Origin of the sequence: Metabacillus indicus (assembly GCF_046603695.1) — a bacterium.
GTDB classification, from domain to species: Bacteria; Bacillota; Bacilli; order Bacillales; family Bacillaceae; genus Bacillus_P; species Bacillus_P indicus.
The window spans coordinates 2945314-2966912 of sequence record NZ_CP176757.1 but is presented as its reverse complement, the minus strand read 5'-3'; the positions used below and the strand labels follow the sequence as shown (position 1 = coordinate 2966912).

Annotated in this window: 19 protein-coding genes and 1 other annotated feature (1 of these 20 running past the window's edge); of the genes, 16 read left to right on the top strand and 3 right to left on the bottom strand. The window is 46.2% G+C overall.

All coding sequences use genetic code 11. From position 1 onward, the window contains the following. Positions 1 to 188: a binding site (T-box leader), on the top strand (it extends 42 nt beyond the left edge of the window). 75 nt (positions 189 to 263) lie between these two features. From ACK1LH_RS15260 to ACK1LH_RS15250, 3 genes are all read left to right on the top strand, one after another. Continuing rightward, the gene (locus ACK1LH_RS15260) at positions 264 to 2906 is read left to right on the top strand and encodes a valine--tRNA ligase (RefSeq protein WP_029566800.1); all 2643 of its coding nucleotides are present in this window, start codon (positions 264 to 266) and stop codon (positions 2904 to 2906) included. A gap of 71 nt (positions 2907 to 2977) precedes the next feature. Further along, complete coding sequence (locus ACK1LH_RS15255) at positions 2978 to 4282, top strand: bifunctional folylpolyglutamate synthase/dihydrofolate synthase (protein WP_411333526.1); 1305 nt, start codon at positions 2978 to 2980, stop codon at positions 4280 to 4282. Positions 4283 to 4365: 83 nt separating this feature from the next. Next, positions 4366 to 6078: a sensor domain-containing diguanylate cyclase gene (locus ACK1LH_RS15250; protein WP_029279339.1), complete on the top strand. Its 1713-nt coding sequence runs from the start codon at positions 4366 to 4368 to the stop codon at positions 6076 to 6078. Between the two features lie 34 nt (positions 6079 to 6112). Here the strand turns inward: ACK1LH_RS15250 and ACK1LH_RS15245 are convergent, their stop codons facing one another. Genes ACK1LH_RS15245 through ACK1LH_RS15235 form a run of 3 tightly spaced genes read right to left on the bottom strand, consistent with a single transcriptional unit; the run spans position 6113 to position 8734 of the window. Next, positions 6113 to 7786: a hypothetical protein gene (locus ACK1LH_RS15245; RefSeq protein ID WP_411333524.1), complete on the bottom strand. Its 1674-nt coding sequence runs from the start codon at positions 7784 to 7786 to the stop codon at positions 6113 to 6115. Between the two features lie 10 nt (positions 7787 to 7796). Beyond that, complete coding sequence (locus ACK1LH_RS15240; RefSeq protein ID WP_411333523.1) at positions 7797 to 8306, bottom strand: prepilin-type N-terminal cleavage/methylation domain-containing protein; 510 nt, start codon at positions 8304 to 8306, stop codon at positions 7797 to 7799. Then, positions 8303 to 8734, bottom strand: coding sequence for a type II secretion system protein J (locus tag ACK1LH_RS15235; RefSeq protein ID WP_411333522.1), 432 nt, complete (start codon positions 8732 to 8734; stop codon positions 8303 to 8305). The genes ACK1LH_RS15240 and ACK1LH_RS15235 overlap by 4 nt, the downstream gene beginning before the upstream one ends. 184 nt (positions 8735 to 8918) lie before the next feature. On the opposite strand from ACK1LH_RS15235, the gene ACK1LH_RS15230 reads away from it, so the two are divergent. From ACK1LH_RS15230 to ACK1LH_RS15170, 13 genes are all read left to right on the top strand, one after another. After that, the gene (locus ACK1LH_RS15230; RefSeq protein WP_411333521.1) at positions 8919 to 10169 is read left to right on the top strand and encodes a VanW family protein; all 1251 of its coding nucleotides are present in this window, start codon (positions 8919 to 8921) and stop codon (positions 10167 to 10169) included. 61 nt (positions 10170 to 10230) lie between these two features. Then, positions 10231 to 11886 (top strand): GspE/PulE family protein, encoded by a 1656-nt coding sequence (locus ACK1LH_RS15225; protein ID WP_411333520.1) that lies wholly within the window; start codon positions 10231 to 10233, stop codon positions 11884 to 11886. A 5-nt stretch (positions 11887 to 11891) separates the two neighbouring features. Then, positions 11892 to 12932 carry a type IV pilus twitching motility protein PilT gene (locus tag ACK1LH_RS15220; RefSeq protein ID WP_203290361.1) on the top strand — a complete coding sequence of 347 codons (1041 nt, stop codon included), beginning with the start codon at positions 11892 to 11894 and terminating at the stop codon, positions 12930 to 12932. Further along, complete coding sequence (locus ACK1LH_RS15215; protein ID WP_203288283.1) at positions 12932 to 14137, top strand: type II secretion system F family protein; 1206 nt, start codon at positions 12932 to 12934, stop codon at positions 14135 to 14137. The genes ACK1LH_RS15220 and ACK1LH_RS15215 overlap by 1 nt, the downstream gene beginning before the upstream one ends. A 106-nt stretch (positions 14138 to 14243) precedes the next feature. Beyond that, entirely contained in the window at positions 14244 to 14654 is a 411-nt protein-coding gene (locus ACK1LH_RS15210) for a type IV pilin protein (RefSeq protein ID WP_203288281.1), read from the top strand. Further along, positions 14654 to 15412, top strand: coding sequence for a prepilin peptidase (locus ACK1LH_RS15205; protein WP_411333518.1), 759 nt, complete (start codon positions 14654 to 14656; stop codon positions 15410 to 15412). Before ACK1LH_RS15210 ends, ACK1LH_RS15205 begins: the two co-directional genes overlap by 1 nt. Before the next feature lie 16 nt (positions 15413 to 15428). Next, a complete protein-coding gene (pilM, locus tag ACK1LH_RS15200; RefSeq protein WP_411333517.1) occupies positions 15429 to 16400 on the top strand; it encodes a type IV pilus biogenesis protein PilM in 972 nt (323 codons plus the stop codon). After that, positions 16401 to 17018 carry a PilN domain-containing protein gene (locus ACK1LH_RS15195; protein WP_051865417.1) on the top strand — a complete coding sequence of 206 codons (618 nt, stop codon included), beginning with the start codon at positions 16401 to 16403 and terminating at the stop codon, positions 17016 to 17018. After that, positions 16999 to 17826 carry a hypothetical protein gene (locus ACK1LH_RS15190; RefSeq protein WP_035319196.1) on the top strand — a complete coding sequence of 276 codons (828 nt, stop codon included), beginning with the start codon at positions 16999 to 17001 and terminating at the stop codon, positions 17824 to 17826. The genes ACK1LH_RS15195 and ACK1LH_RS15190 overlap by 20 nt, the downstream gene beginning before the upstream one ends. Positions 17827 to 17943: 117 nt before the next feature. Next, positions 17944 to 18972: an SPOR domain-containing protein gene (locus ACK1LH_RS15185; RefSeq protein ID WP_411333516.1), complete on the top strand. Its 1029-nt coding sequence runs from the start codon at positions 17944 to 17946 to the stop codon at positions 18970 to 18972. 159 nt (positions 18973 to 19131) lie between these two features. Next, positions 19132 to 19701: a Maf family protein gene (locus tag ACK1LH_RS15180; RefSeq protein WP_203288273.1), complete on the top strand. Its 570-nt coding sequence runs from the start codon at positions 19132 to 19134 to the stop codon at positions 19699 to 19701. A gap of 36 nt (positions 19702 to 19737) precedes the next feature. Further along, positions 19738 to 20421 (top strand): RadC family protein, encoded by a 684-nt coding sequence (gene radC, locus ACK1LH_RS15175; RefSeq protein WP_029566785.1) that lies wholly within the window; start codon positions 19738 to 19740, stop codon positions 20419 to 20421. Positions 20422 to 20534: 113 nt separating this feature from the next. After that, positions 20535 to 21557, top strand: coding sequence for a rod shape-determining protein (locus ACK1LH_RS15170; RefSeq protein ID WP_029279367.1), 1023 nt, complete (start codon positions 20535 to 20537; stop codon positions 21555 to 21557). Positions 21558 to 21599 lie beyond the last annotated feature (42 nt).

The window sequence follows — 21599 nt, the reverse complement described above, 5'->3', positions numbered from 1 at the left end:
CAGAGAGAGAAATCGCCTGCTGAGAGATTTCTTAAACAAGCTTGCTTGAAGGTCGCCCTGGAGTAATTCTCTTGAACCATGAAGTAGAGAGAATCGGCATGAACGCCGTTATCCCATTTGAGAGCACAGGTTCTTTTTTGCCTGTGAAAAAAGGTGGCACCGCGAAATCAACTCCTTTCGTCCTTTTACCGGACGAGGGGAGTTTTTTATTTTCCGAAAAGTGCGGAAATGAACTGATTTGAAGATTTTAAGGAGGAAGAAACATGGAGAACAAGGAGCAGACACTCTCTACAAAATATGATCCGCAGGCAATTGAGCGCGATCGCTACGACTACTGGCTGAAGGGAAAGTTTTTTGAAGCTTCAAACGACCAGGAAAAGCAGCCGTACACGGTTGTCATCCCTCCGCCGAACGTAACAGGAAAGCTACACCTTGGCCATGCCTGGGACACGACGCTTCAGGATATCGTGACGCGCATGAAACGCATGCAGGGCTATGACGTTCTCTGGCTGCCTGGAATGGACCATGCCGGAATTGCCACTCAGGCAAAAGTTGAAGGAAAGCTGCGCGAGGAAGGCAAGTCCCGCTATGACCTTGGCCGCGAAAAGTTTGTTGAGGAAACATGGAAATGGAAAGAAGAATACGCATCTCATATCCGTGCGCAGTGGTCTAAGCTTGGTCTTGGCCTTGATTATTCAAGAGAGCGGTTTACGCTTGATGAAGGACTTTCAAAAGCGGTAAATGAAGTATTTGTCTCTCTTTATAAAAAAGGACTCATCTACCGCGGCGAATATATAATCAACTGGGATCCACAGACAAAAACAGCTCTTTCTGATATAGAAGTTATCTATAAAGATGTTCAGGGTGCTTTTTATCACATGCGCTACCCGCTGTCAGACGGTTCCGGTGCCATTGAAGTTGCGACTACACGCCCTGAAACGATGCTTGGCGATACAGCGGTTGCTGTTCACCCAGAAGATGAGCGCTACAAGCATTTGATCGGCAAAACCGTTGTTCTCCCGATTGTAGGACGCGAAATTCCGATTGTCGGAGATGACTATGTTGATATGGAATTCGGTTCCGGAGCGGTTAAGATTACTCCTGCGCATGACCCGAATGACTTTGAAATCGGAAACCGCCACAGCCTTGAGCGTGTTCTTGTGATGAATGAGGACGGAACGATGAATGCAAAAGCAGGAATCTACAGCGGACTTGACCGTTTTGAGTGCAGAAAGCAGATCGTGAAGGATCTTCAGGAAATGGATGTTCTGTTCAAAATTGAAGAGCACATGCATTCAGTCGGGCACAGCGAGCGGAGCGGAGCGGTTGTTGAGCCGTACCTTTCTACGCAGTGGTTCGTTAAGATGCAGCCTCTTGCAGATGCAGCGATTGAGCTTCAGGACAAAGAGGACAAAGTCAACTTTGTTCCAAACCGTTTTGAAAACACGTACATGCGCTGGATGGAAAATATCCGCGACTGGTGTATTTCAAGACAGCTTTGGTGGGGACACCGCATACCTGCCTGGTATCATAAAGAAACAGGCGAGGTGCATGTTGATCACGCACCGCCTGCAGACCTTGAAAACTGGGAACAGGATACAGACGTGCTTGATACGTGGTTCAGCTCGGCACTGTGGCCGTTTTCTACAATGGGCTGGCCGGATGAGGATTCAGTTGACTATCAGCGCTACTATCCGACAGATGTGCTTGTAACAGGCTATGACATCATTTTCTTCTGGGTTTCCCGCATGATTTTCCAGGGTCTTGAATTTACCGGCAAGCGTCCATTCAAAGACGTGCTGATTCACGGACTTGTCCGCGATGAGCAGGGACGCAAAATGAGTAAATCACTTGGAAACGGCGTAGACCCGATGGATGTAATCGATAAGTACGGAGCGGATTCTCTTCGTTACTTCCTTTCAACAGGAAGCTCGCCTGGCCAGGATCTGCGTTTCAGCTACGAAAAAGTAGAAGCAACATGGAACTTTGCCAATAAGATCTGGAACGCTTCACGCTTTGCGCTGATGAACATGGACGGCCTGAAATATGATGAAATCGATTTGACCGGTGAAAAATCAGTGGCTGACAAGTGGATTCTGACACGCCTGAATGAAACAATCGAGCACGTGACAAAGCTTGCCGATAAATACGAATTTGGTGAAATCGGCCGTCATCTGTACAACTTTATCTGGGATGATTTCTGTGACTGGTACATTGAAATGGCGAAGCTTCCGCTTTATGGCGACGACGAAGCGGCGAAAAAGACAACCCGTTCAATTCTTGCATATGTACTAGATAACACGATGAGACTTCTTCATCCGTTCATGCCGTTTATTACCGAGGAAATTTGGCAGAACCTCCCTCACGAAGGGGAATCCATTACAATCGCCAAATGGCCGGTTGCTGATCCTTCACTTACGGATGAAGCTGCGGCGGCAGATATGAAGCTTCTAGTTGAAGTGATCCGGTCGGTTCGAAATGTAAGAGCAGAAGTGAACACGCCGATGAGCAAGCAAATTCCGATGATGATTAAAGCAAAATCAGCGGACATCCAAAATCAGCTCCAGCAGAACCGCGCCTACATCGAGCGTTTCTGCAACACGTCCAGCCTTTCAATCGGCACGGATGCTGAAACTGGCGACAAAGCGATGACATCTGTTGTAACAGGGGCGGAACTAATCTTCCCTCTTGAAGGCTTGATTAACCTCGATGAAGAAATTGCACGCCTTGAGAAAGAGCTTGATAAATTAAATAAAGAAGTTGAACGTGTTCAGAAAAAGCTGAGCAATGAAGGCTTCGTTAAAAAAGCGCCTGAGAAGGTAATAGAAGAAGAACGTGCGAAAGAGAAAGATTATACAGAAAAAAGAGAAGCCGTTCTTTCAAGAATCGGAGAGCTGAAAGGCTGAATGACAAAGACTCGGGTGTGATTGATGATCATGCCCGAGTTTTCATGTACATAAAAGAAGGGGCAGATGATATGTTTCAAACGTACGAAGAAGCTGTCGGGTGGATACATTCCCGCCTCAGATTCGGCATCAAACCCGGCCTGAAGCGTATGGAATGGCTGATGAACAGACTCGGTAATCCCCATAAAAAAGTGAAAACCGTCCATGTGGCAGGCACAAACGGAAAAGGATCGACCATTGCCTACATGAGAAACGTGCTTACAGAAGCAGGTTATAAAACCGGCACCTTTACATCCCCGTTCCTTGAAACCTTCAACGAGCGGATCAGCATGAACGGAATTCCTATTCCGGATGCGGAGATGCTGTTTTTGGCAAATACGATAAAACCGCTGTCAGACGAGCTTGAGCAAACAGAGCTTGGAGGGCCGACCGAGTTTGAAATCATCACAGCCATGGCTTTCTATTATTTCGGAAACCATGAAAAAACAGATGTGCTGCTGCTTGAAACAGGGCTAGGAGGCACATTAGATTCAACGAATATTTCAGAGCCGGTTCTGACCATGATTACTAGCATCGGCTATGATCACATGCATATCCTCGGGAACACCATAGAGGAAATTGCCGGTGAAAAAGCGGGCATCATCAAGCATGGTGTACCAATGCTTACGGCAGTAACGGATGAGCGCGCTCTGAACGTTATAAAAAGAAGAGCGGCAGAAAAAAACGCTGATCTTTTCCACGATTCTTTTCCTGTTCTGAAACACGAACCGCTAAGAGGCGGGGAGAGGTTCGATATGAAAACACCGTATCACTCATTCGAAGGGCTTGAGATCTCCATGAGGGGAGAGCATCAGGTGCAAAATGCCGCGCTTGCTGTTATGGCTCTGGATTATTTACGGGTTCACGACTTGTTTGCTGCCGGTGATGAGCACATTAGAAAAGGCCTTCATCAGACAAATTGGAGCGGAAGGTTTGAACAGGTTTCTGAGTATCCTGCCATCATCCTTGACGGCGCCCACAATAAAGAGGGAGCGGAAAGTCTTGCCGCAGTGATGAGAAGGCACTATGCCGGCAAACGGATTCATGTTCTTTTTTCAGCCCTGAAAGACAAGGAATACAGCCCGATGATCTCAATTCTAGCTGGAATAGCAGACAGCATGCATTTCACAACCTTTGATTTTCCGAGAGCTGCTTGCGCATCAGAGCTGTATGAAGCATGCACGCATCCGGTAAAATCGTTCCATGAAGACTGGAAAGAGGCGATTGATGAAATGATGGCAGCAGGTGAGAGCGGGGACATCTATTTAGTCACAGGTTCTCTCTACTTCATTTCTGAGGTTAGGCCTTATTGTCGAAAAATATCACATGAAAATTAGGCTGATAGTCCCGAAATAAATGACAAAAATCTGAATTTTTGTTAAAATATAAAAAACAGCACGGCGGGAGAGGGGGACAATCCATGGAAACAAAGCTGAAGTCCATATTATGGGCCGTCTGGGCTTTTGTATTTCCTTCAGCATTATTTGCAGCTTACACTCTCTGGCCGGTAAAGATTTCAGGAAATGAATGGACGATTGCCGCTTTTCTGGTTTTCATGTGCATTGTTTCGATCTTCCCGATCATTGTCAACGAAACGCCTGTCTTTTTCGCACAGGGTGTTTCCATATCCGTTTTTCTCCTTTTCGGGCCTTTTGTTGAAATGATTCTTATGCAGGCAGCGCTCACCGTGCTCCTGCTGAAGCTCAGAATCGGAAAACGGGAAATTTACCGGTATCCGACTAACTCTCTGATGTTTTTGATCGTATCAGCAGCAGGGGCAGCCGTTTATTATGCGATTGGCGGCACACATGATCATGAGGCTCTAACGCTGCCGTTTATCCTGAAGGTCATTGCCTATTCGTTTACGATCTGTCTTGTGAATCATTTCTTTCTGCAGCATGTCATCAGAGGAATCTTCTACAAAAAGAAAGAAAAGTTTTTTTCCAGGGATTTTCTGTGGGAGATCTTCACAACGCTCATGTTTTTGCCGGTCGGAATTCTGCTCTACCTGCTCTATCTTGACCTTGGACCGCAGGCACTCTTCTTTGTAGGAATTCCTTTTGTGGGAATCTCGTTTATCCTCCTGCTTCTCTCGCAGAGCCAGCGGCTGAATACCTATCTTCAGCAGGCGAGCGAAATCGGCCATCAGCTTACTGAAAGGCTTGAAGTGAAGGAAGTCGTTGAAGTGTATCTGGACAAACTGACGTCCATGATCAAAGCGGACTATGCTTATATCATTGATGTCATCAGCGACAATGAACTGAAGGTCATCCGAAAGCTCGACAACGGAAAAATTGTGAAACACGCAAAAGAGTCCATTTCCGTTCACCAGGGCGTCAGCGGCCTCGTCTATGCAACCAAAAAAAGCGTGCTCTACAAAAAGCGGGACCACTGGGCAAAGCTTGAGAGAACACTCCTGCCGGAAAGCATAGAAAGCGTGATCGCCGTTCCAATTGTCAGAAACCAGAAGGTCGTCGGGATTGTCATTCTGGCGTCTAACAAGAAACGGTTTTATGACCGGGCGCAGCTGATGATTACTGATCTATTGACCGCCTACCTCGGTGTGGCAATTGAAAATGCAAAGAGCTACGAAGAAACGAAAAAGCAAAGTGAACGCTGTCCATTAACGGGCCTTTACAATTACCGCTATATGGAAAAGCTTCTTGAATATGAATATACTGAACTTGTTCAGCTCAAAGGGCAGAAACTTTCTCTGATCCTGCTCGACATTGATCACTTTAAAAAGGTGAATGATACATACGGGCACCAGGCAGGGAATGAAATTCTGATCTCGCTTGCTGAGCGTCTTACGAGATTTATAGGTGACAGAGGTACGGTTGCAAGGTACGGCGGGGAAGAATTTGTGATCCTTCTTCCAAATATGGACAAGCCCGCGTGCTTCGCCACCGCTGAGGGCATCCGCCAAAGCATTGCAAACCGCCCCTTTATCGTCGAACAAAGCATCCAGCATCACGGAAAGAGGCAGCCCGTCTCCATTACAGCAAGCATCGGCTATGCTACAGCCCCTGAAGATGCAGAAGGACCGCTCGACCTCATCCGCCACGCAGACCGCGCCATGTACATCGGTGCAAAGCAGGCGGGGCGGAACAGGGTTGCGGAATATGTGAAATAGGAAAAGCCGGCATAAAAAATGCCGGCTTTTTTTGTTATTTAACTTCGGTATCAATGGTCTCGACTTTCAGTTTTTCTACTGTCGGAATGCCTGTAGGGGGATTAAGGATCAGGTCCTCTTTGAATTCTATTTGCAGCCTTGAGGGCAATCCCGGCTTTTGCTGATTTTTTTCAAAATACAGTCCGCCGACGTTGTTATAAAGTTCAGGATCTAAATCATAGCGCCATTCATAATGATACCATTTAGGGCCAACCCAGACATATCGTCCACCTAGGCTATTTCTTGTTTCTCCCTTGGTGGCGTTCAAGATAATATTCGATCCATAAACGCCTCCTTTAATTTTAATGTTGGAACCTACTCCGTACATTTCAAGCGTTTCATTGGAATAAAGAAAAGCATCAATAATCTTCGGTGTACTGCTGTACTCATTATTGTTTGCGACAAGCATGCTGCCGTTGCTCAAGATAACCGCTGTTCCGCCGCTTACATTGTTGAGATTTTCGATTGATGTATTCTTTTCCACATAAACCGTTCCGTTCGTATTAAAATCTGATCGGATATCTGCTGCATCCGAGATATACATTTGTCCATCGAGATTCAGATTTGATATCGCAGCTTTTCCGTTAATATAGACATAGCTGTTCGAGTTTGTTAATTCGATGGTGCCTTTTAGATCCGCCTGTCCATTAATAAAGACATTGCCGCTTGTAATGAGCCTGCCTGCTTCCCCCATAGTGAAATTGCCTTCCATCAAAACATCGCCTGCTACGTTGAGAACACCGGTCAATTCAAGATTTTGAAGAAACTTTTTGCTGGTATTGTAAACGGTGGTGCCGGAAAGGAGGCTGTTGTTTAAACCGTTTGCTATTTGTCCTTTTCTTGCTGTGTAAGCTGCATGTTTTTCATTAATCCGGCCCAGAATGTTAATCTGGTTTGTTGAAACAATTGCATCTCTTATTCTTGGAGATGACACAAAATAACTCGACAGGCTGCCTGTATTCGTTATCGGCCGGAAATTTTGAGCGGTGGTGCTGGAAGAAGAACTGTTGTAAAAATAGGCAGATGAATAGGGCTGACCCGAAGCATCCAGCCCTTTTACTGTCATATCACCCTGTATCGACGGATAAACGGTTCCAGGATAATACGTTGTACCAGATTGAATGAACTTTCCTCTATTGCTTAAATAAAGCCTTTTCTGTACAAAGATGTTCCCCTTAATATCTACTGCACCGTTTAATGTTAAATCTCCATTCGTTACTACCCCGTAATTAAAGATATCTGCAATTGTAGACACCTTTAGAGTTCTCTTTAATTTTTTTCCGGCATGTTCAGGCCCGACCGGAGCAGTAATATCGACAGTCTGCACAAACAGATTGTTGGTTGCAGTGATCTGCTTAAGTGTTTTTGCGGTTACCTCAATACCTGACCGCTGTTCAATTCTTGCCTCCAAACTGCCCAATTTAGTGAGCAGAGTTTGAGAATTCAGCACTTCATTGTTGATGCCTTCTAAAAGAACTTCATATTCTGCGGACGCTTCGTCAAGGCGTTTTTCTGCTTTCGTCATATCCTCAAGGTACGTTTTAGAATGCTTTACATATGCTTGAGAACTGATTGTTATGCTGAGGAGTGAGATTCCCAAAATGGTGACCAATGTAAAAACCATCAGCACGTTAAGCAGGGCATAGCCATTCTGATTTAACTTTTTCAAACCAATCACCTCAATCTGCCAGGTTATATATTTTCAGGATTTCATACGGTTTTGAATCTGTGTTTTTTTCTTTCAGGACAAGCTTGCAGATCAATTGCGAGGAATCCTCTGCAATAAAAAAATGGCTGCCTTCTAAAGAAATGTTTTCATTGTTGACGGGTTTTCCGTCAATGCTTAAATTTCCGCCTGAAAAAATGACCGGAATAGGCATTCTTGTTTCTTCCAATACATTTGAAGCATTGACCCTTTTAGTGATTTTAATGGGAGTAACTTTTGTAAGCTCTTGTCCTTTTATATCTCCAAGTCCAAACTCATCCGCGTTCTCAAGCGCCTTATTTAAAGAGTCAATAATCAGGACCGCCTCATTTCTGAGATTGGTTTTAGAAAGCGTAGATTCCCCTGCTTTCATCATAGATAGTAAAAATCCCGTGCTCATTGTGAGAATGATAGATGAGAGGACAAGCACCAAAAGCAGCTCGATCAGTGTTATTCCCTTTTGATTTAAATGAAGTTTCTTCATTTGCGCACATACCCCTCGAGTGTTGAAGAGGAGGATATCCCGTCACGGTTTGTCACTGTGACAGAAATCTCTACAAGCTTTCCCCGCAAATTTGCCTGAGACGGTTCTCTGAAGGAGACATTGGCAGAATATCCGTTCAGAGAAAAAGCATCTTCATGAAGCGCGAGTTTCTGCTTTATGACATCAGGGGCAAGATTCTCTCCTGTGTTTATTTTTCTTTTTGCTTCAATAAATCCTTCCGCCTGATAGGCCTCGAGAAGACTTTTGCTTAACTGCTGGGATGTAATGTTTTTGTCGAAAGAATTTGAGTAAGAAGCACTATTCACGAAAAAACTGCTTAATACAGAAAACATGATGGTCAAAATGATGATGGAGGCTAAAACTTCAATCAGTGTGAACCCCTGTTCCTTTTGTAAAGCCTTTTTCATAGGCATCCCCGTACTTTCTATTATAATTTATGGATTTCAAGGAAAATCTTTCTTTTCATCTGAATAAAGCTATTATACAATAAAACTAGTCGATTTTTGTCTAGTATTTGGAAAATAATAATTCGAATGACTTAGGTTTATTTAACTAGTAGAAAGCGTATTGTGACAAAAGGGGGGGCATGAAGTGGGTACATCATCAAAAGGAAGAGTGTTACTTGTTTTGTTCGGATGTGTTTTTATTCTCTTTGGATTTTCTTTTTTCGGTGTGAAAGCGTATGGGGCGCTTTTTAATGAAAAAACGGTTCCGGAAGGTGTGGTGGCCGGCGGTATTGTATTATCGGGTTTAACACAGGCAGAAGCGGAAGAGAAGCTGAATCAGGCTGTCACAGGCTGGAAGGAAAACAGCTTTTATTTTCTTCAGACAGACCGGGAGCTTGGCCTTGATTCCAACCTTGTCACATTTGATGTGAAGAAAACGGCAGAGCTTGCACTTGAAAATAAATTGAACAAGCTGATTGCCGCTGTTGATGCTGAAGCTCTTGGCGTTTTTCTGGAAAATGAGCTTAGTCCGGACATATTACCTGCTGTTGATCAGAAAGCACTTGCATCAGAAATTGAGCTTGCAGCTTCTGAATTAACGGAGGGGATCTTCACCCTGTCAATTGAAAACTACCTTCTGAAAGAAAAGCTGCCTAAAACGCTGCTTGCAGGTACGGTGATTCCTGCCGGCTCAGCTGTTTTAGAGCAGCCTGCTGTTATAGAAATTGCACCCTTCGGATCGTTCTCGTTAGAAGCTTATGTGGAAGAGGTTGCCCTTGAGATGGAGGATGACGCTCTGAGCCAGCTGGCCACCGGAATCTATCAGACCATTCTGCTGACCAACTTTGAAATTCTTGAGCGGCACATTAGTGCGGAGCTACCGTCTTATGCAGAACTCGGGAAAGAAGCGGCATTTGCAAAAGGAAAACGGGACCTTGTTTTCTACAATCCCAACGATGCTGCATACGAGCTGAAGCTTGCTCAGGACGGCGCTTCTTTAACCATCAGCATTGAAGGTGCCGCATTTGAAAACACGTACAGTTTGACGATGGAAAATGAGAAAAGCTACAAGCCGAAAAAAATCATCCAATACGATTCGGCTCTTAATGACAATACAACGAGAGTCATAGAAGAAGGCAGAAACGGTCAGTCAGCTGCGGTCTACAGAAATGAATTGAACCGTGAAGGAAAGCTTCTTTCAAGCACCCTGATCTCTGATGACTATTATGCACCTGTTCACAGAGTGGAAGTGAAGCCGCTCAAGAAAGAACAGCAGGAGTCCGTTCCGGCTGCTCCAGGTGAAGGAGTTCAGCCGGGCGTTGAATCCGGTCAAACTGAAGCTCCGGCCAATGCGGAGAACCCTGCACTAGAAAACCTTCCTGAGAACAGTCCTTAAACAAGCAGTGATCAGGAGCTGTGGGAAGAACCTGCAGTTGAAAAAGGAGATGAATAACACTTTGAAGCAGACGCGAAAAAGGCTTGGAGATCTTCTTGTGGAAACAGGCCTGATAACGGATGAACAGCTGAAGGTCACGTTAAAAGAGAAAAGCGAGCGGCAGAAGCTTGGGGATGCGCTCCTTCAGAGAGGCTATATAACGGAGCAGCAGCTGATTGAAGTGCTTGAATTTCAGCTGGGCATACCGCATGTGAGCCTGTTCAGATACCCCTTTGATACAAAGCTTTTCACCTTGATCCCAAAAGAAACCGCTAAACGGAATTACATGATTCCCCTGAAAAAAGAAGGGGACAAGCTGTATGTCGCGATGGCAGATCCGATGGATTATTATGCGATTGAAGATCTCAGGCTTTCCACAGGCTTTCAGGTAGAACCGGCCATTGCCACAAAGGATGATATCTTAAGAACGATCACAAAGTATTTTGATATGGAAGAAGAAATAGACCAGCTGATCGGGGCGCCTCAGGAGGCGGTGCAGGATGAGAAAGCAACAGAAGCGGATTCGCCGATTGTCAGGCTTGTCAATCAGCTGCTTCAAAATGCCGTGCAGCAGCGGGCAAGTGATATTCATATCGATCCGCAGGAAACAAAGCTCGCTGTTCGCTACAGAATAGACGGCGTCCTGAAAACGGAGCGGATTCTTCCGAAGCACATGCAGAGCGTTCTTACCGCCAGGATTAAAATTATGTCCAACCTCGATATTACAGAGCAGCGTGTTCCCCAGGACGGAAGAATTAAGCTGACACTTGATTATCATCCGATTGATTTGCGTGTCGCCACCTTGCCCACCGTTTACGGGGAAAAAATTGTTCTCAGGGTGCTCGATCTCAGCAGTGCGCTAAATGACATGACGAAGCTCGGCTTCCATCCAAGGAATCTGGAGCGGTTCTCGCAGCTGATTGAACGGCCGTCGGGCATTGTGCTGATTACCGGCCCGACCGGTTCAGGGAAATCTTCGACGCTGTATGCGGCTTTAAATAAATTGAACTCTGAGGATGTTAACATCATTACCATTGAAGATCCAGTCGAGTATCAGCTTGAAGGGATCAATCAGATTCAGGTCAACCAGACTGTGGGCATGACGTTTGCAAAAGGGCTCAGATCCATCTTAAGGCAGGATCCGAACATCATCATGGTCGGAGAAATAAGGGATAAAGAAACAGCGGAAGTGGCCATACGTGCGTCTTTGACAGGTCACCTTGTACTCAGCACTCTCCATACGAATGATTCGGTCGGTACAATCACCCGTCTTATTGATATGGGCGTAGAGCCGTTTCTCGTTGCTACTTCGCTGTCTGGAGTCGTGGCCCAGAGGCTTGTCAGAAAAGTATGCCGTGATTGCGCGGAAACCGTTCAGCCGACTGTGCGGGAAAAGGAAATTTTCGCAAAGCGTGGCTTAACGGTTGAATCCATTGTAAGAGGAAGAGGCTGCGGAACATGCAATATGACAGGGTACAAAGGCCGCCTTGCAATCCATGAACTGCTTGTTGTCACAGATGAAATGAAAAAAGTGATTATGAATGCAGAATCCTTCTCGGGAATACGTGAGCTTGCCATTAAAAACAAAACACTTTTCCTGATAGACGATGGATTGCTGAAAGTAAAGCAGGGGCTGACGACGACGGAAGAAATACTGCGCGTCGCCCTATCGGAGTGATAATGATGAAAATGAAACTTGAAGGAATTATGAGAGAGGCCTTTGAACTAAAGGCATCAGATATTCACCTTACCGTAGGGATAGCGCCTATGCTGAGAATCAACGGTGAGTTGAGAAGCTACAGCGGTGTCGCTCTGCTACCGGAGGATACGGAAGAAATGGCGAAATCCATCCTTCCCCAGGCGATGTGGGAAAAGTTTCAGGAAAAAGGGGAGCTGGATTTCTCATACGGAATATCCGGCGTTTCAAGATTCAGAGTGAACGCCTATAAGCAGCGTTCTTGTACTGCGCTTGCCATCCGAATTATTCCAACGTCCATCCCGACACTTGAGGACCTGCATCTTCCGGAAGTCCTGAAAACACTGTCCCATAAACCTCAGGGGCTTATTTTAGTGACAGGCCCGACAGGAAGCGGCAAATCGACCACCCTTGCAGCAATGATTCATCATATGAACCAGTCAGCGAGAAAGCATATTATTACTCTTGAAGATCCGATTGAATATCTTCATAAGCATGGCTCGTGCATCATCGATCAGCGAGAAGTGGGATTTGATACATTGAACTTTGCCAATGGATTAAGGGCAGCGCTCAGGCAGGACCCGGATGTCATTCTTGTCGGTGAAATGAGGGATTTAGAGACTGTTCATACGGCTATTACTGCTGCTGAAACAGGGCATCTGGTCCTTGGGACGCTGCACACATCCAGCGCACCTTCAACGATTGACAGAATCATAGATGTTTTCCCTCCGAACCAGCAGGCGCAGGTAAGGATTCAGCTAGCATCCGTGCTGACCGGCATTCTGTCTCAGCGCCTTTTTCAGACGGCGGACTTCAGAGGAAGAAGAGCGGCCACGGAAATTTTAGTGAACAACCCTGCCATTGCGAATTTAATTCGAAATGAGAAAATCCACCAGATTCATAACATTTTGCAGACAAGCCGTGATCAGGGAATGATGACGCTAGAAGGATCAATAAGAGAACTTGTTCAATCGGGCGTAATTTTGAGGGAAATGGCAGAGCCCTTCTTGCAGGAGACAATACGGTAATGGCGCGGTTCAAATATGAAGGCCGGGGAAAAGCGGGCCAGACAAGCGGCGTGATCGCCGGCACTTCAAAACGGGATGCCATGGTGAAACTGCAGGAAAAAGGCCTTAGAATTACAAAGATTGAGGAGCTGCAGGAAACCCTGCTGACCAAAGAAATCAGCATAGGCAATCCTGTTAAGCTGCAGGATTTTGTCATTTATCTTCGGCAGTTTTCCACGCTTCTAAAAGCGGGAATTTCCGTGGTAGATGCGACGAACATTCTTGCCAGACAAACAGAAAGCAAAGCACTCGGAAAAGCGCTTTTTGACGTAGAAGAAGAGCTCAGGTCAGGAAATCCGCTGTCTGCCGCAGCGGCAAAGCATAAGAAAATCTTCTCCAATATGTTTACGAATATGGTCAAAGCCGGGGAAGCTGCAGGGAATATGGACGAAACGCTCGACAGGCTGGCGCTGCACTATGAAAAGCAGCATAAAACAAAGCAGAAAATCATTTCCGCACTTGCCTATCCTGCCGTTGTCGGGATTGTTGCCATAGCTGTCGTCATTTTCTTGTTAGTGGCCGTTGTGCCGACGTTTGTGGATATGTTCCAGGACTTCGGGGCAGAACTTCCTCTTATTACGAAGTTTGTTCTAGGGGCTAGTGAATGGATGCAGTCGTTCTGGTGGCTTGTGATTATCTTCATTCTCCTGTTCTTAGCGGGCCTTGCAGCCATGAAATCGCAGCCTTCAACAAAGTATTATCTGGATGCAGCGACTCTGAGAATGCCGATCTTCGGAAAAATGCTGCAGAAGGCGGCGCTTGCAAGAATGACGAGAACACTCAGTTCTCTGTTCTCAAGCTCTGTTCCGATCCTGCAGGCGATTTCAATTGTAGAAAGCATCGTAGAAAACGAAGTGATCAGCCGGGTGCTGAAAGAGTCGAGAAATGCACTTGAAAAAGGTCATTCTCTTACAGAGCCAATGAGAGATCACTGGGTGTTTCCGCCGCTCGTTACGCAGATGATTGCGATTGGGGAGGAGACGGGATCACTCGATGAAATGCTCTCGAAAGTTGCGGATTTTTACGAAGATGAAGTCGAGCAGGCGACAGACAGACTGAAGTCGCTGATCGAGCCGCTGATGATTGTCTTTCTTGCAGGAATTGTCGGTGTTGTCGTGACTTCCATCCTAGTACCTATGTTTGATATTTTCAACAAAATAAATTGATTTTCGAGAAAAAATTAGCAGTAAAATCCAATTTTGTATGCTATAATGACGATAGACTAAACACAAAGACCTATACTTCTAAATTACTAGATGAGGAGAAAGAGACATGTTTAAAAAAATGCTTAAGAACGAACGGGGATTAACGCTGATCGAATTGCTTGCTGTTGTTGTGATTTTGGGGATTATTGCGGCTATTGCTGTTCCAGCTATTGGGAATGTGATACAGAAATCTAAAGAAGATGCAGTTCATGCAGAGGCAATATCTGTCTTAGAAGCTGCGAAATTATATGATTCAACTAATGGTTCAACTAGCGGTGTTACTTATACAAACACCAACCAAGGAACTAACCCAAGTACAGCGTTAAACGATAATTTAAATGGAGTGGGCCAATACTCTATTACAATGGCTGTTACTAATGGGAAGTACACTTATACCAATATTAAAGTTACAAAAAATAATATTACTAAAACTTATGCCACTGAGGCTAAGTTGCGTGCTAACGACACTTCTCAATAATGGTAACTTTTTTATTTTTCATAGTTACTTACGGCCTCCTACTAGGCTCCTTCTACAACGTAGTCGGCCTCCGTGTTCCAATGAAACAATCCATAGTCGCACCACGTTCCGCGTGTCCGGGGTGCGGACATACATTAACAGCAGGCGAGCTTATTCCTGTTGTTTCTTATGTTTTACAGGGCGGTAAGTGCAAAAAATGCAAAGCCCGCATCTCTCCGCTGTATCCGTTTGTGGAAGGAATGACGGCGCTGCTTTTTGCAGCGGCGGCTTTGCTTTTGGGGTGGACAGGGGAACTGGCTGTTGCTCTGACGCTTATTTCGCTGTTTATGATTATCTTTGTGTCTGATGTGAAATATATGGTGATCCCAGATAAAGTGCTGCTGTTTTTCGGCGGACTATTGGTTTTTGAAAGAATTTTAATTCCGCTTTCGCCTTGGTGGGATCCGCTTGCAGGCGCTGCAGCCGGATTTTCGCTGCTTTATGCGATTGCTTTCGTGACGAGGGGCAAAGGAATGGGCGGCGGGGATATCAAGCTTTTTGCCGTTCTTGGCCTTGCTCTTGGATGGAAGCTTGTTCTGCTTGCCTTCTTTCTCTCGTGTCTCGCCGGCTCGCTTGCCGGAGGAATAGCGATGCTTCTTGGAAAAGCAAAGCGGAAGGAGCCGATGCCGTTCGGACCTTCCATCATGGCGGGGACTCTTGCAGCCTACTTTTTCGGAGAACCATTAATAGACTGGTATATCCGTTTGATCGGTTACTAGGAAAGGAGGGAGCATATTGGGGCTTTCTGGATTTCGTTTCAGCAAAAAGACAGGAAATTTTACGATTAAAGATGATGCCATTCGCTACGCAGAATTAAAGCAGGCAGAACCATTGATGATGGGGATGTGCGAAGAGCGCCTGCTTCCTGAAGGGCTCATCCGCGGAGGGGTCATCCAGGATTTTGACACCCTTTCCCTCATACTGGATGAGTGTGTGAGTGAATGGGGCATAAAGGGCAGGAAAGTCCGGTTTACGGTTCCGGATTCTCATGTCGTCATCCGGAAGGTGAATGTCCCCGGTGATTTAATCGACGATGAGATACGCGGACATCTCTATGTGGAAATCGGTTCGTCGATCCATCTGCCTTTTGATGAGGCTGTTTTTGATTACATCGTGACAGGCCGGACGGACAAAGAGCTTCACCTGCTGCTGTTTGCGTCGAGCGAAGAGCTTGTCAGGAGCTATTCCGACCTGTTTGACAGTGCGGGCCTGAAGCCGGATGCCGCCGATATCTCTCCCCTTTGTCAGTACCGTTTTTATTTGAATCAAAAACCAAAAGTGGATCATGCAGCCTCTGTCATGCTTATCCAGTATGATCTGTCAGGTGTAAACCTGAGCATCTTTCAGCAGGAGCAGCCTGTATTTATGCGGAACATAGAGGTTGAGAAGAATGTCCGTGAATTGGACAGCGTGAGCGGGACCATGACAGCCGAAGAATTTCGGCTTCAGTCAAACGAAATCATGAAAGAAATCGACCATGTCCTCAATTTCTACAGATTTTCACTGAATCAGGGGAATGATGAAGTCTCATCCTTCATCCTGACGGGAGATCACCCACTGCTCCATGAAGCAGAGCGGCTTCTGGCTGAACGGTATGACTATCCTGTTGATTCATTAAAGAATGCGCAAGCTGAAAGTTCGAATAAAACTCCGCTGCCTGCTTCGTTTTATCTGACTGCCGGTCTGGCATTAAAAGAGGTGCGTTAAATGCTGGCTGATATTAATTTGCTGCCGAAGAAAGATCCCAGGAATGTGGCCAATGCCACTCTCTATATTCTTCTTGCTTTTATCGCCGTCATCTTTGCGGGGCTTTTTATCATTCAGCTGACTTCTGCCAATGGAGAAAAAGCAGAGCTGAAGAGTCAGGCTGGGGCACTCCAATCAGAGTATGAGCGGCTCGCAGCTGAAAAAGGAACAAAAAGCAATACAAGCTCTTCGGTTTCCTCTCTTCAAAGCGCTGTTGAATACGCTGACGGCGTATCGCTCGATTCTGTTCCGGTTGTGAAAGAACTCGCAGGCAAGCTTCCTGAACGGGGGTTCTTTAAAACCTTCTCCTATAATGATGCTGGAGAGCTGACGCTTTCCGTTCAATTTGACACAAACCGAGAGGCAGCGTACTATCTTGCAAGATTAAAAGAATCTGCCTACTTCACCAAAGCCGATTTAATCAGCATCACCGCTGTCAAAGAAGAGGGGACAGAGGCTCCTGAGGGAGAAGAATCAGGCGGGCTCCCTCGGTCGGAAGCGCAGTATATTCTTACATTGAATCCGGATTATTTACAAGCAGAGAGCGGGGAACAAACTGATGACGATTCATCTTCATAAAAAACATTTTTTCCTCCTGCTTGCAGCAGCCTTCACTCTCGGTTTGCTCTATTTCGGTTCGTACCACCTCTTTATAAAGCCTGTTAAGGCAGAAATCAGCTCGCTTGAGAATTCAAGGGACATGTATTTGACCCAAATCGGAACGTTAGGTGAAAATCCTTCGACAGAAACAAAGGCGCCTGTTCATTCTGTAGAATTACAGCGAAAAGTCCCGGTTTCCCCGATGGTGGAACAGCTTGTGCTGGATCTTGAAAAGGCTGAAACGGTTTCAAACAGTAAAATAGAAAGCGTCACATTCGCTGAAAGCGAAGATGCATTCCTGCCGCCGGCCGAACCGGAAGCTGTCCCAAGTGAAGCTCCGGCTGACGGGGCTGAAAGCTCAGAGGCTCCTGCGGATCAATCTGGAACTGCAGAGGTGCCGTCAGAATCAGCGGACGCACCGCCTGCACAGCCTGTAAGTGCTCAGGAGAGCGCTGGGCTGCCTGCAGCACCTGAGGGACTAAAGCGAATCCTCATTTCCCTTGAAGTGACGTCCAGCCGCTATTTTGATATGGAGGCGTTTATCTCGGAGCTAGAAAATCAGCAGCGCGTCGCGAAAGTGGATCTGCTGACATTCAACGGGGTGAAAGAGCTGACTTCGCTTGATCAGGAAGCGGAGCCGCTTAAGTATTCGCTGCAGGTCTCTGCCTTTTATATGGATACCCTTCAGGACCTTAAGGATGAGACTCCAAAAGTGGCAGCTCCGGAGCCGGTGGGCAAGCTCAATCCTCTTAATCCTTCGCTTGTAAAGGAAGAAGATGGCGAATAGAGCGGGTATTTGACGAAAACCTTTCTGAACAAGACGACAAATGTCTTGTTCTTTTTTATTTTTGCTGTGCTAGCATGAATACCAAATACTTGAATCGTACAGATAGGCGGTGTAGAGGTGGACAAGCGTGCACATGCAATGAAGGTGAAGATCAACGGGGAGGAACGGAATTGGAAAGACAAGAACAGCCGGAAGAAAGGAAAGAAAGGGGAGGAGGCAGAAAAGCCTGACATTCCTGTAACGAGCTGGAATGAGAAAGCGATGGCTGAACAGGAGGCCGCCGCGTCCGATGCTGAAAAAGAGGATGAGTTCACATGGGTTCTCCCGGAGGATGACGGGGAGGTTTTCCAGGATGATCCCAAGGTTGTCGCCGTTAAAAAGGTGTCCTCAAAATCAAAGCATTCTCCATATTTCAGTACAGGGAAGAAGGTTCATTTAAGTGCATACCCTTTTAAGCAATATGCCATCACCATTGTGCTTGCGATTGTGCTGGGCGTGAGCTTCGGATTTCTTGCCCTGAATTTCATGTCAGATGAGGATCTGCCTGCAGCCCTTCAGACAGGCGCAGGACAGGCTGAGGACGTGGCGGCGGCACCTGAGGCAGCAGGCGAGGATGCGGGCTCAGGAGCTGCAGAACAAACAATCCAGCTTTACTTCGCTCAAATCGGAAAGTTCTCTTCTAAAGAGGGCGCCGATGCCACGGCTGCCGACTTAAAAGCCAAAGGGTTTCCCGCTGCAGCAGTTGAGGAAGACGGCTCCTACTTCGTTTACGGTGGAGTCGGCAATGAAAAACAGGAGGCAGACGGGCTGAGCAATGTCTATAAATCCAGCTCCATTGATACATGGAGCGGAAAAACAGCTGACTTCTCTGTGAAATCAAATGAAGATGCGTCAGCATTCATCGGCCATTTCAAAACACTCGTTACCCTTTCAACTGCCGCAGTGGAAGGGAACAGCAAAGAGGTAAAATCGAAATCTGAAGCTGTTCTCTCAGAGCTTGGTAAGCTTAAACCGAAGGATGAAAGTCTTGTTTCGATGAAAAAAGAGTTAACGGATGTGTCGTCAATGCTTTCGAAAGGCGCGGATGAAAAGACAGGATGGGCCGCGCAGCAGAAGCTGATGGACCTGCTCGTTTCGCTAAATTAAATTTCCCGGGGCATCTCGATGAAAAGAGATGCTTTTTTTATTGCGGAAAAAGCTGCTGTTTTCCGTGCAAAATTCCATTTTGGCCGTTTGTGCATCCTGCCTGTGTTTGCTAAGATACGAGTGTATCTCCCTTTAAACCGAATGAAAGGATGTTGAAGAATGGAACATCATCTTATTTTAGCGTCAGGATCTCCGCGCAGAAAAGAGCTTCTTGAAAAGGTCAGCATCCCGTTTACAGTTGTTGTCAGTGATGTGGAAGAGAAAGTGGACCCGGCGCTTTCGCCCTCTGACATTGTCATGTCGCTCGCTGAGCAGAAGGCCGCTGCCGTTGCAGAGCGCTTCAGAGACTCCGTTGTTCTTGGATCGGATACAGTAGTCGTGTACGGCGGCGAAATTCTAGGAAAACCTGCAGATGAAGAGGATGCAAAAACAACGCTTGCCAAGCTTTCAGGCAGGACACATCAGGTGCTCACAGGTGTTGCCATTTTGCATCAAGAGAAGAAAATCGTTTTTTACGAGCAGACAGATGTGACATTCTGGCCGCTCACAGATGAAGACATTGAAGAGTACGTGCTGTCCGGAGAGCCGATGGACAAGGCGGGATCCTACGGCATACAGGGTCTTGGATCGCTGTTTGTAAAAGAAATCCGAGGCGATTATTTTTCTGTCGTAGGACTTCCTTTGTCAAGGACAGCGAGAGAGCTTAAAAAAGCGGGCTATATCCGTTAAGAGAAAGGCAGAGAGGGAATCAGGAGGAGAAACAGATTGGAAGTGCTGAAAATCCATGATTTCCCGCTGGAAGACAGGCCGCGTGAAAGGCTGATTCATGACGGTCCTGAAAGTCTTGCCAACCATGAGCTGCTGGCCATCCTGCTTCGGACAGGTTCAAAAAAAGAGTCTGTTCTGCAGCTTGCCAACCGTCTGCTCAACCACTTTGAAGGCTTGAGGTTTTTAAAAGAAGCATCAGTCGCCGAGCTGACGAGCATTTCCGGAATTGGAGAGGCAAAGGCCGTTCAGGTTCTGGCAGCGCTTGAGCTCGGCAGACGGATCAACCGTCTTGCCTATGAAGACAGATATGTCATTAAATCTCCTCAGGACGGCGCCAATTATGTAATGGAAGAAATGCGCTTTTTGTCACAGGAGCATTTTGTCTGTCTCTATTTAAATACGAAAAATCAGGTGCTTCATAAACAAACCGTTTTTATCGGAAGCCTGAATGCCTCAATTGTTCATCCCCGCGAAGTATTTAAAGAAGCGCTGAAACGTTCTGCCGCTTCGATTATCTGCATTCATAACCACCCGTCAGGCGACCCTTCCCCGAGCAGAGAAGATATTGAAGTTACTAAAAGATTAACAGAGTGTGGTAAAATGTTAGGGATAGAGCTTTTGGACCATCTTATTATCGGCGAGCAAAAATATGTGAGTTTAAAAGAAAAAGGATATTTGTAACACTTTTATTTTTGTGTAATTACGCTATAATAATGTTTATGAGTTTTTTTCGCCGTCGCATTTGACTGCTTTTAAAATAAGTAATTCGGTTTTTAGAAAGGGAGATACATGTAATGTTTGGAATTGGGACAAGAGACCTTGGTATAGATTTGGGTACGGCCAATACACTGGTATTTGTTAAAGGAAAAGGAATTGTTGTGCGCGAGCCTTCTGTGGTTGCGATGCAGACGGACACGAAGTCGATCGTGGCAGTAGGAAACGACGCGAAAAATATGATCGGACGCACACCCGGCAATGTAGTGGCGCTCCGCCCGATGAAAGACGGGGTTATTGCCGACTATGAAACAACGGCAGCAATGATGAAGTATTACATAAAACAAGCAACAAAAGGAAAAGGCATTTTCTCAAGCAAGCCTTACGTTATGGTCTGTGTTCCTTCCGGCATTACAGCAGTAGAAGAACGTGCAGTAATCGATGCAACCAGACAGGCTGGTGCACGTGATGCTTATACGATAGAAGAGCCGTTTGCAGCTGCAATCGGTGCAAATCTTCCTGTCTGGGAACCGACTGGAAGCATGGTTGTTGATATTGGCGGCGGTACAACTGAAGTAGCCATCATCTCTCTTGGCGGGATTGTAACGTCACAGTCAATCCGCGTAGCAGGCGATGAAATGGATGATGCGATCGTCAACTACATCCGCAAAACGTACAATTTAATGATCGGTGACCGTACGTCTGAATCCATCAAAATGGAAATCGGTTCAGCAGGATCTCCTGAGGGCGTTGAGAACATGGACATCCGCGGCCGCGATCTTCTGACAGGTCTTCCGAAAACAATCGAAATTACGGCGAAAGAAATTGCGGAAGCTCTTCGCGATACGGTGAATTCAATTGTCGATTCTGTTAAAAATACACTTGAAAAGACTCCGCCTGAGCTTGCAGCGGACATTATGGACCGCGGCATCGTCCTTACTGGCGGCGGCGCTTTGCTTCGCAATATTGATAAAGTGATTAGTGAAGAAACGAACATGCCTGTCCTCATTGCCGAGAATCCTCTTGATTGTGTAGCAGTCGGCACCGGCAAAGCTCTTGAGCATATTCATCTTTTCAAAACAAAAGCAAAAGACAGCAGATAATACACGTGCCTTCGGAAGGTTCGTTTTAAAACAGCTGCATTT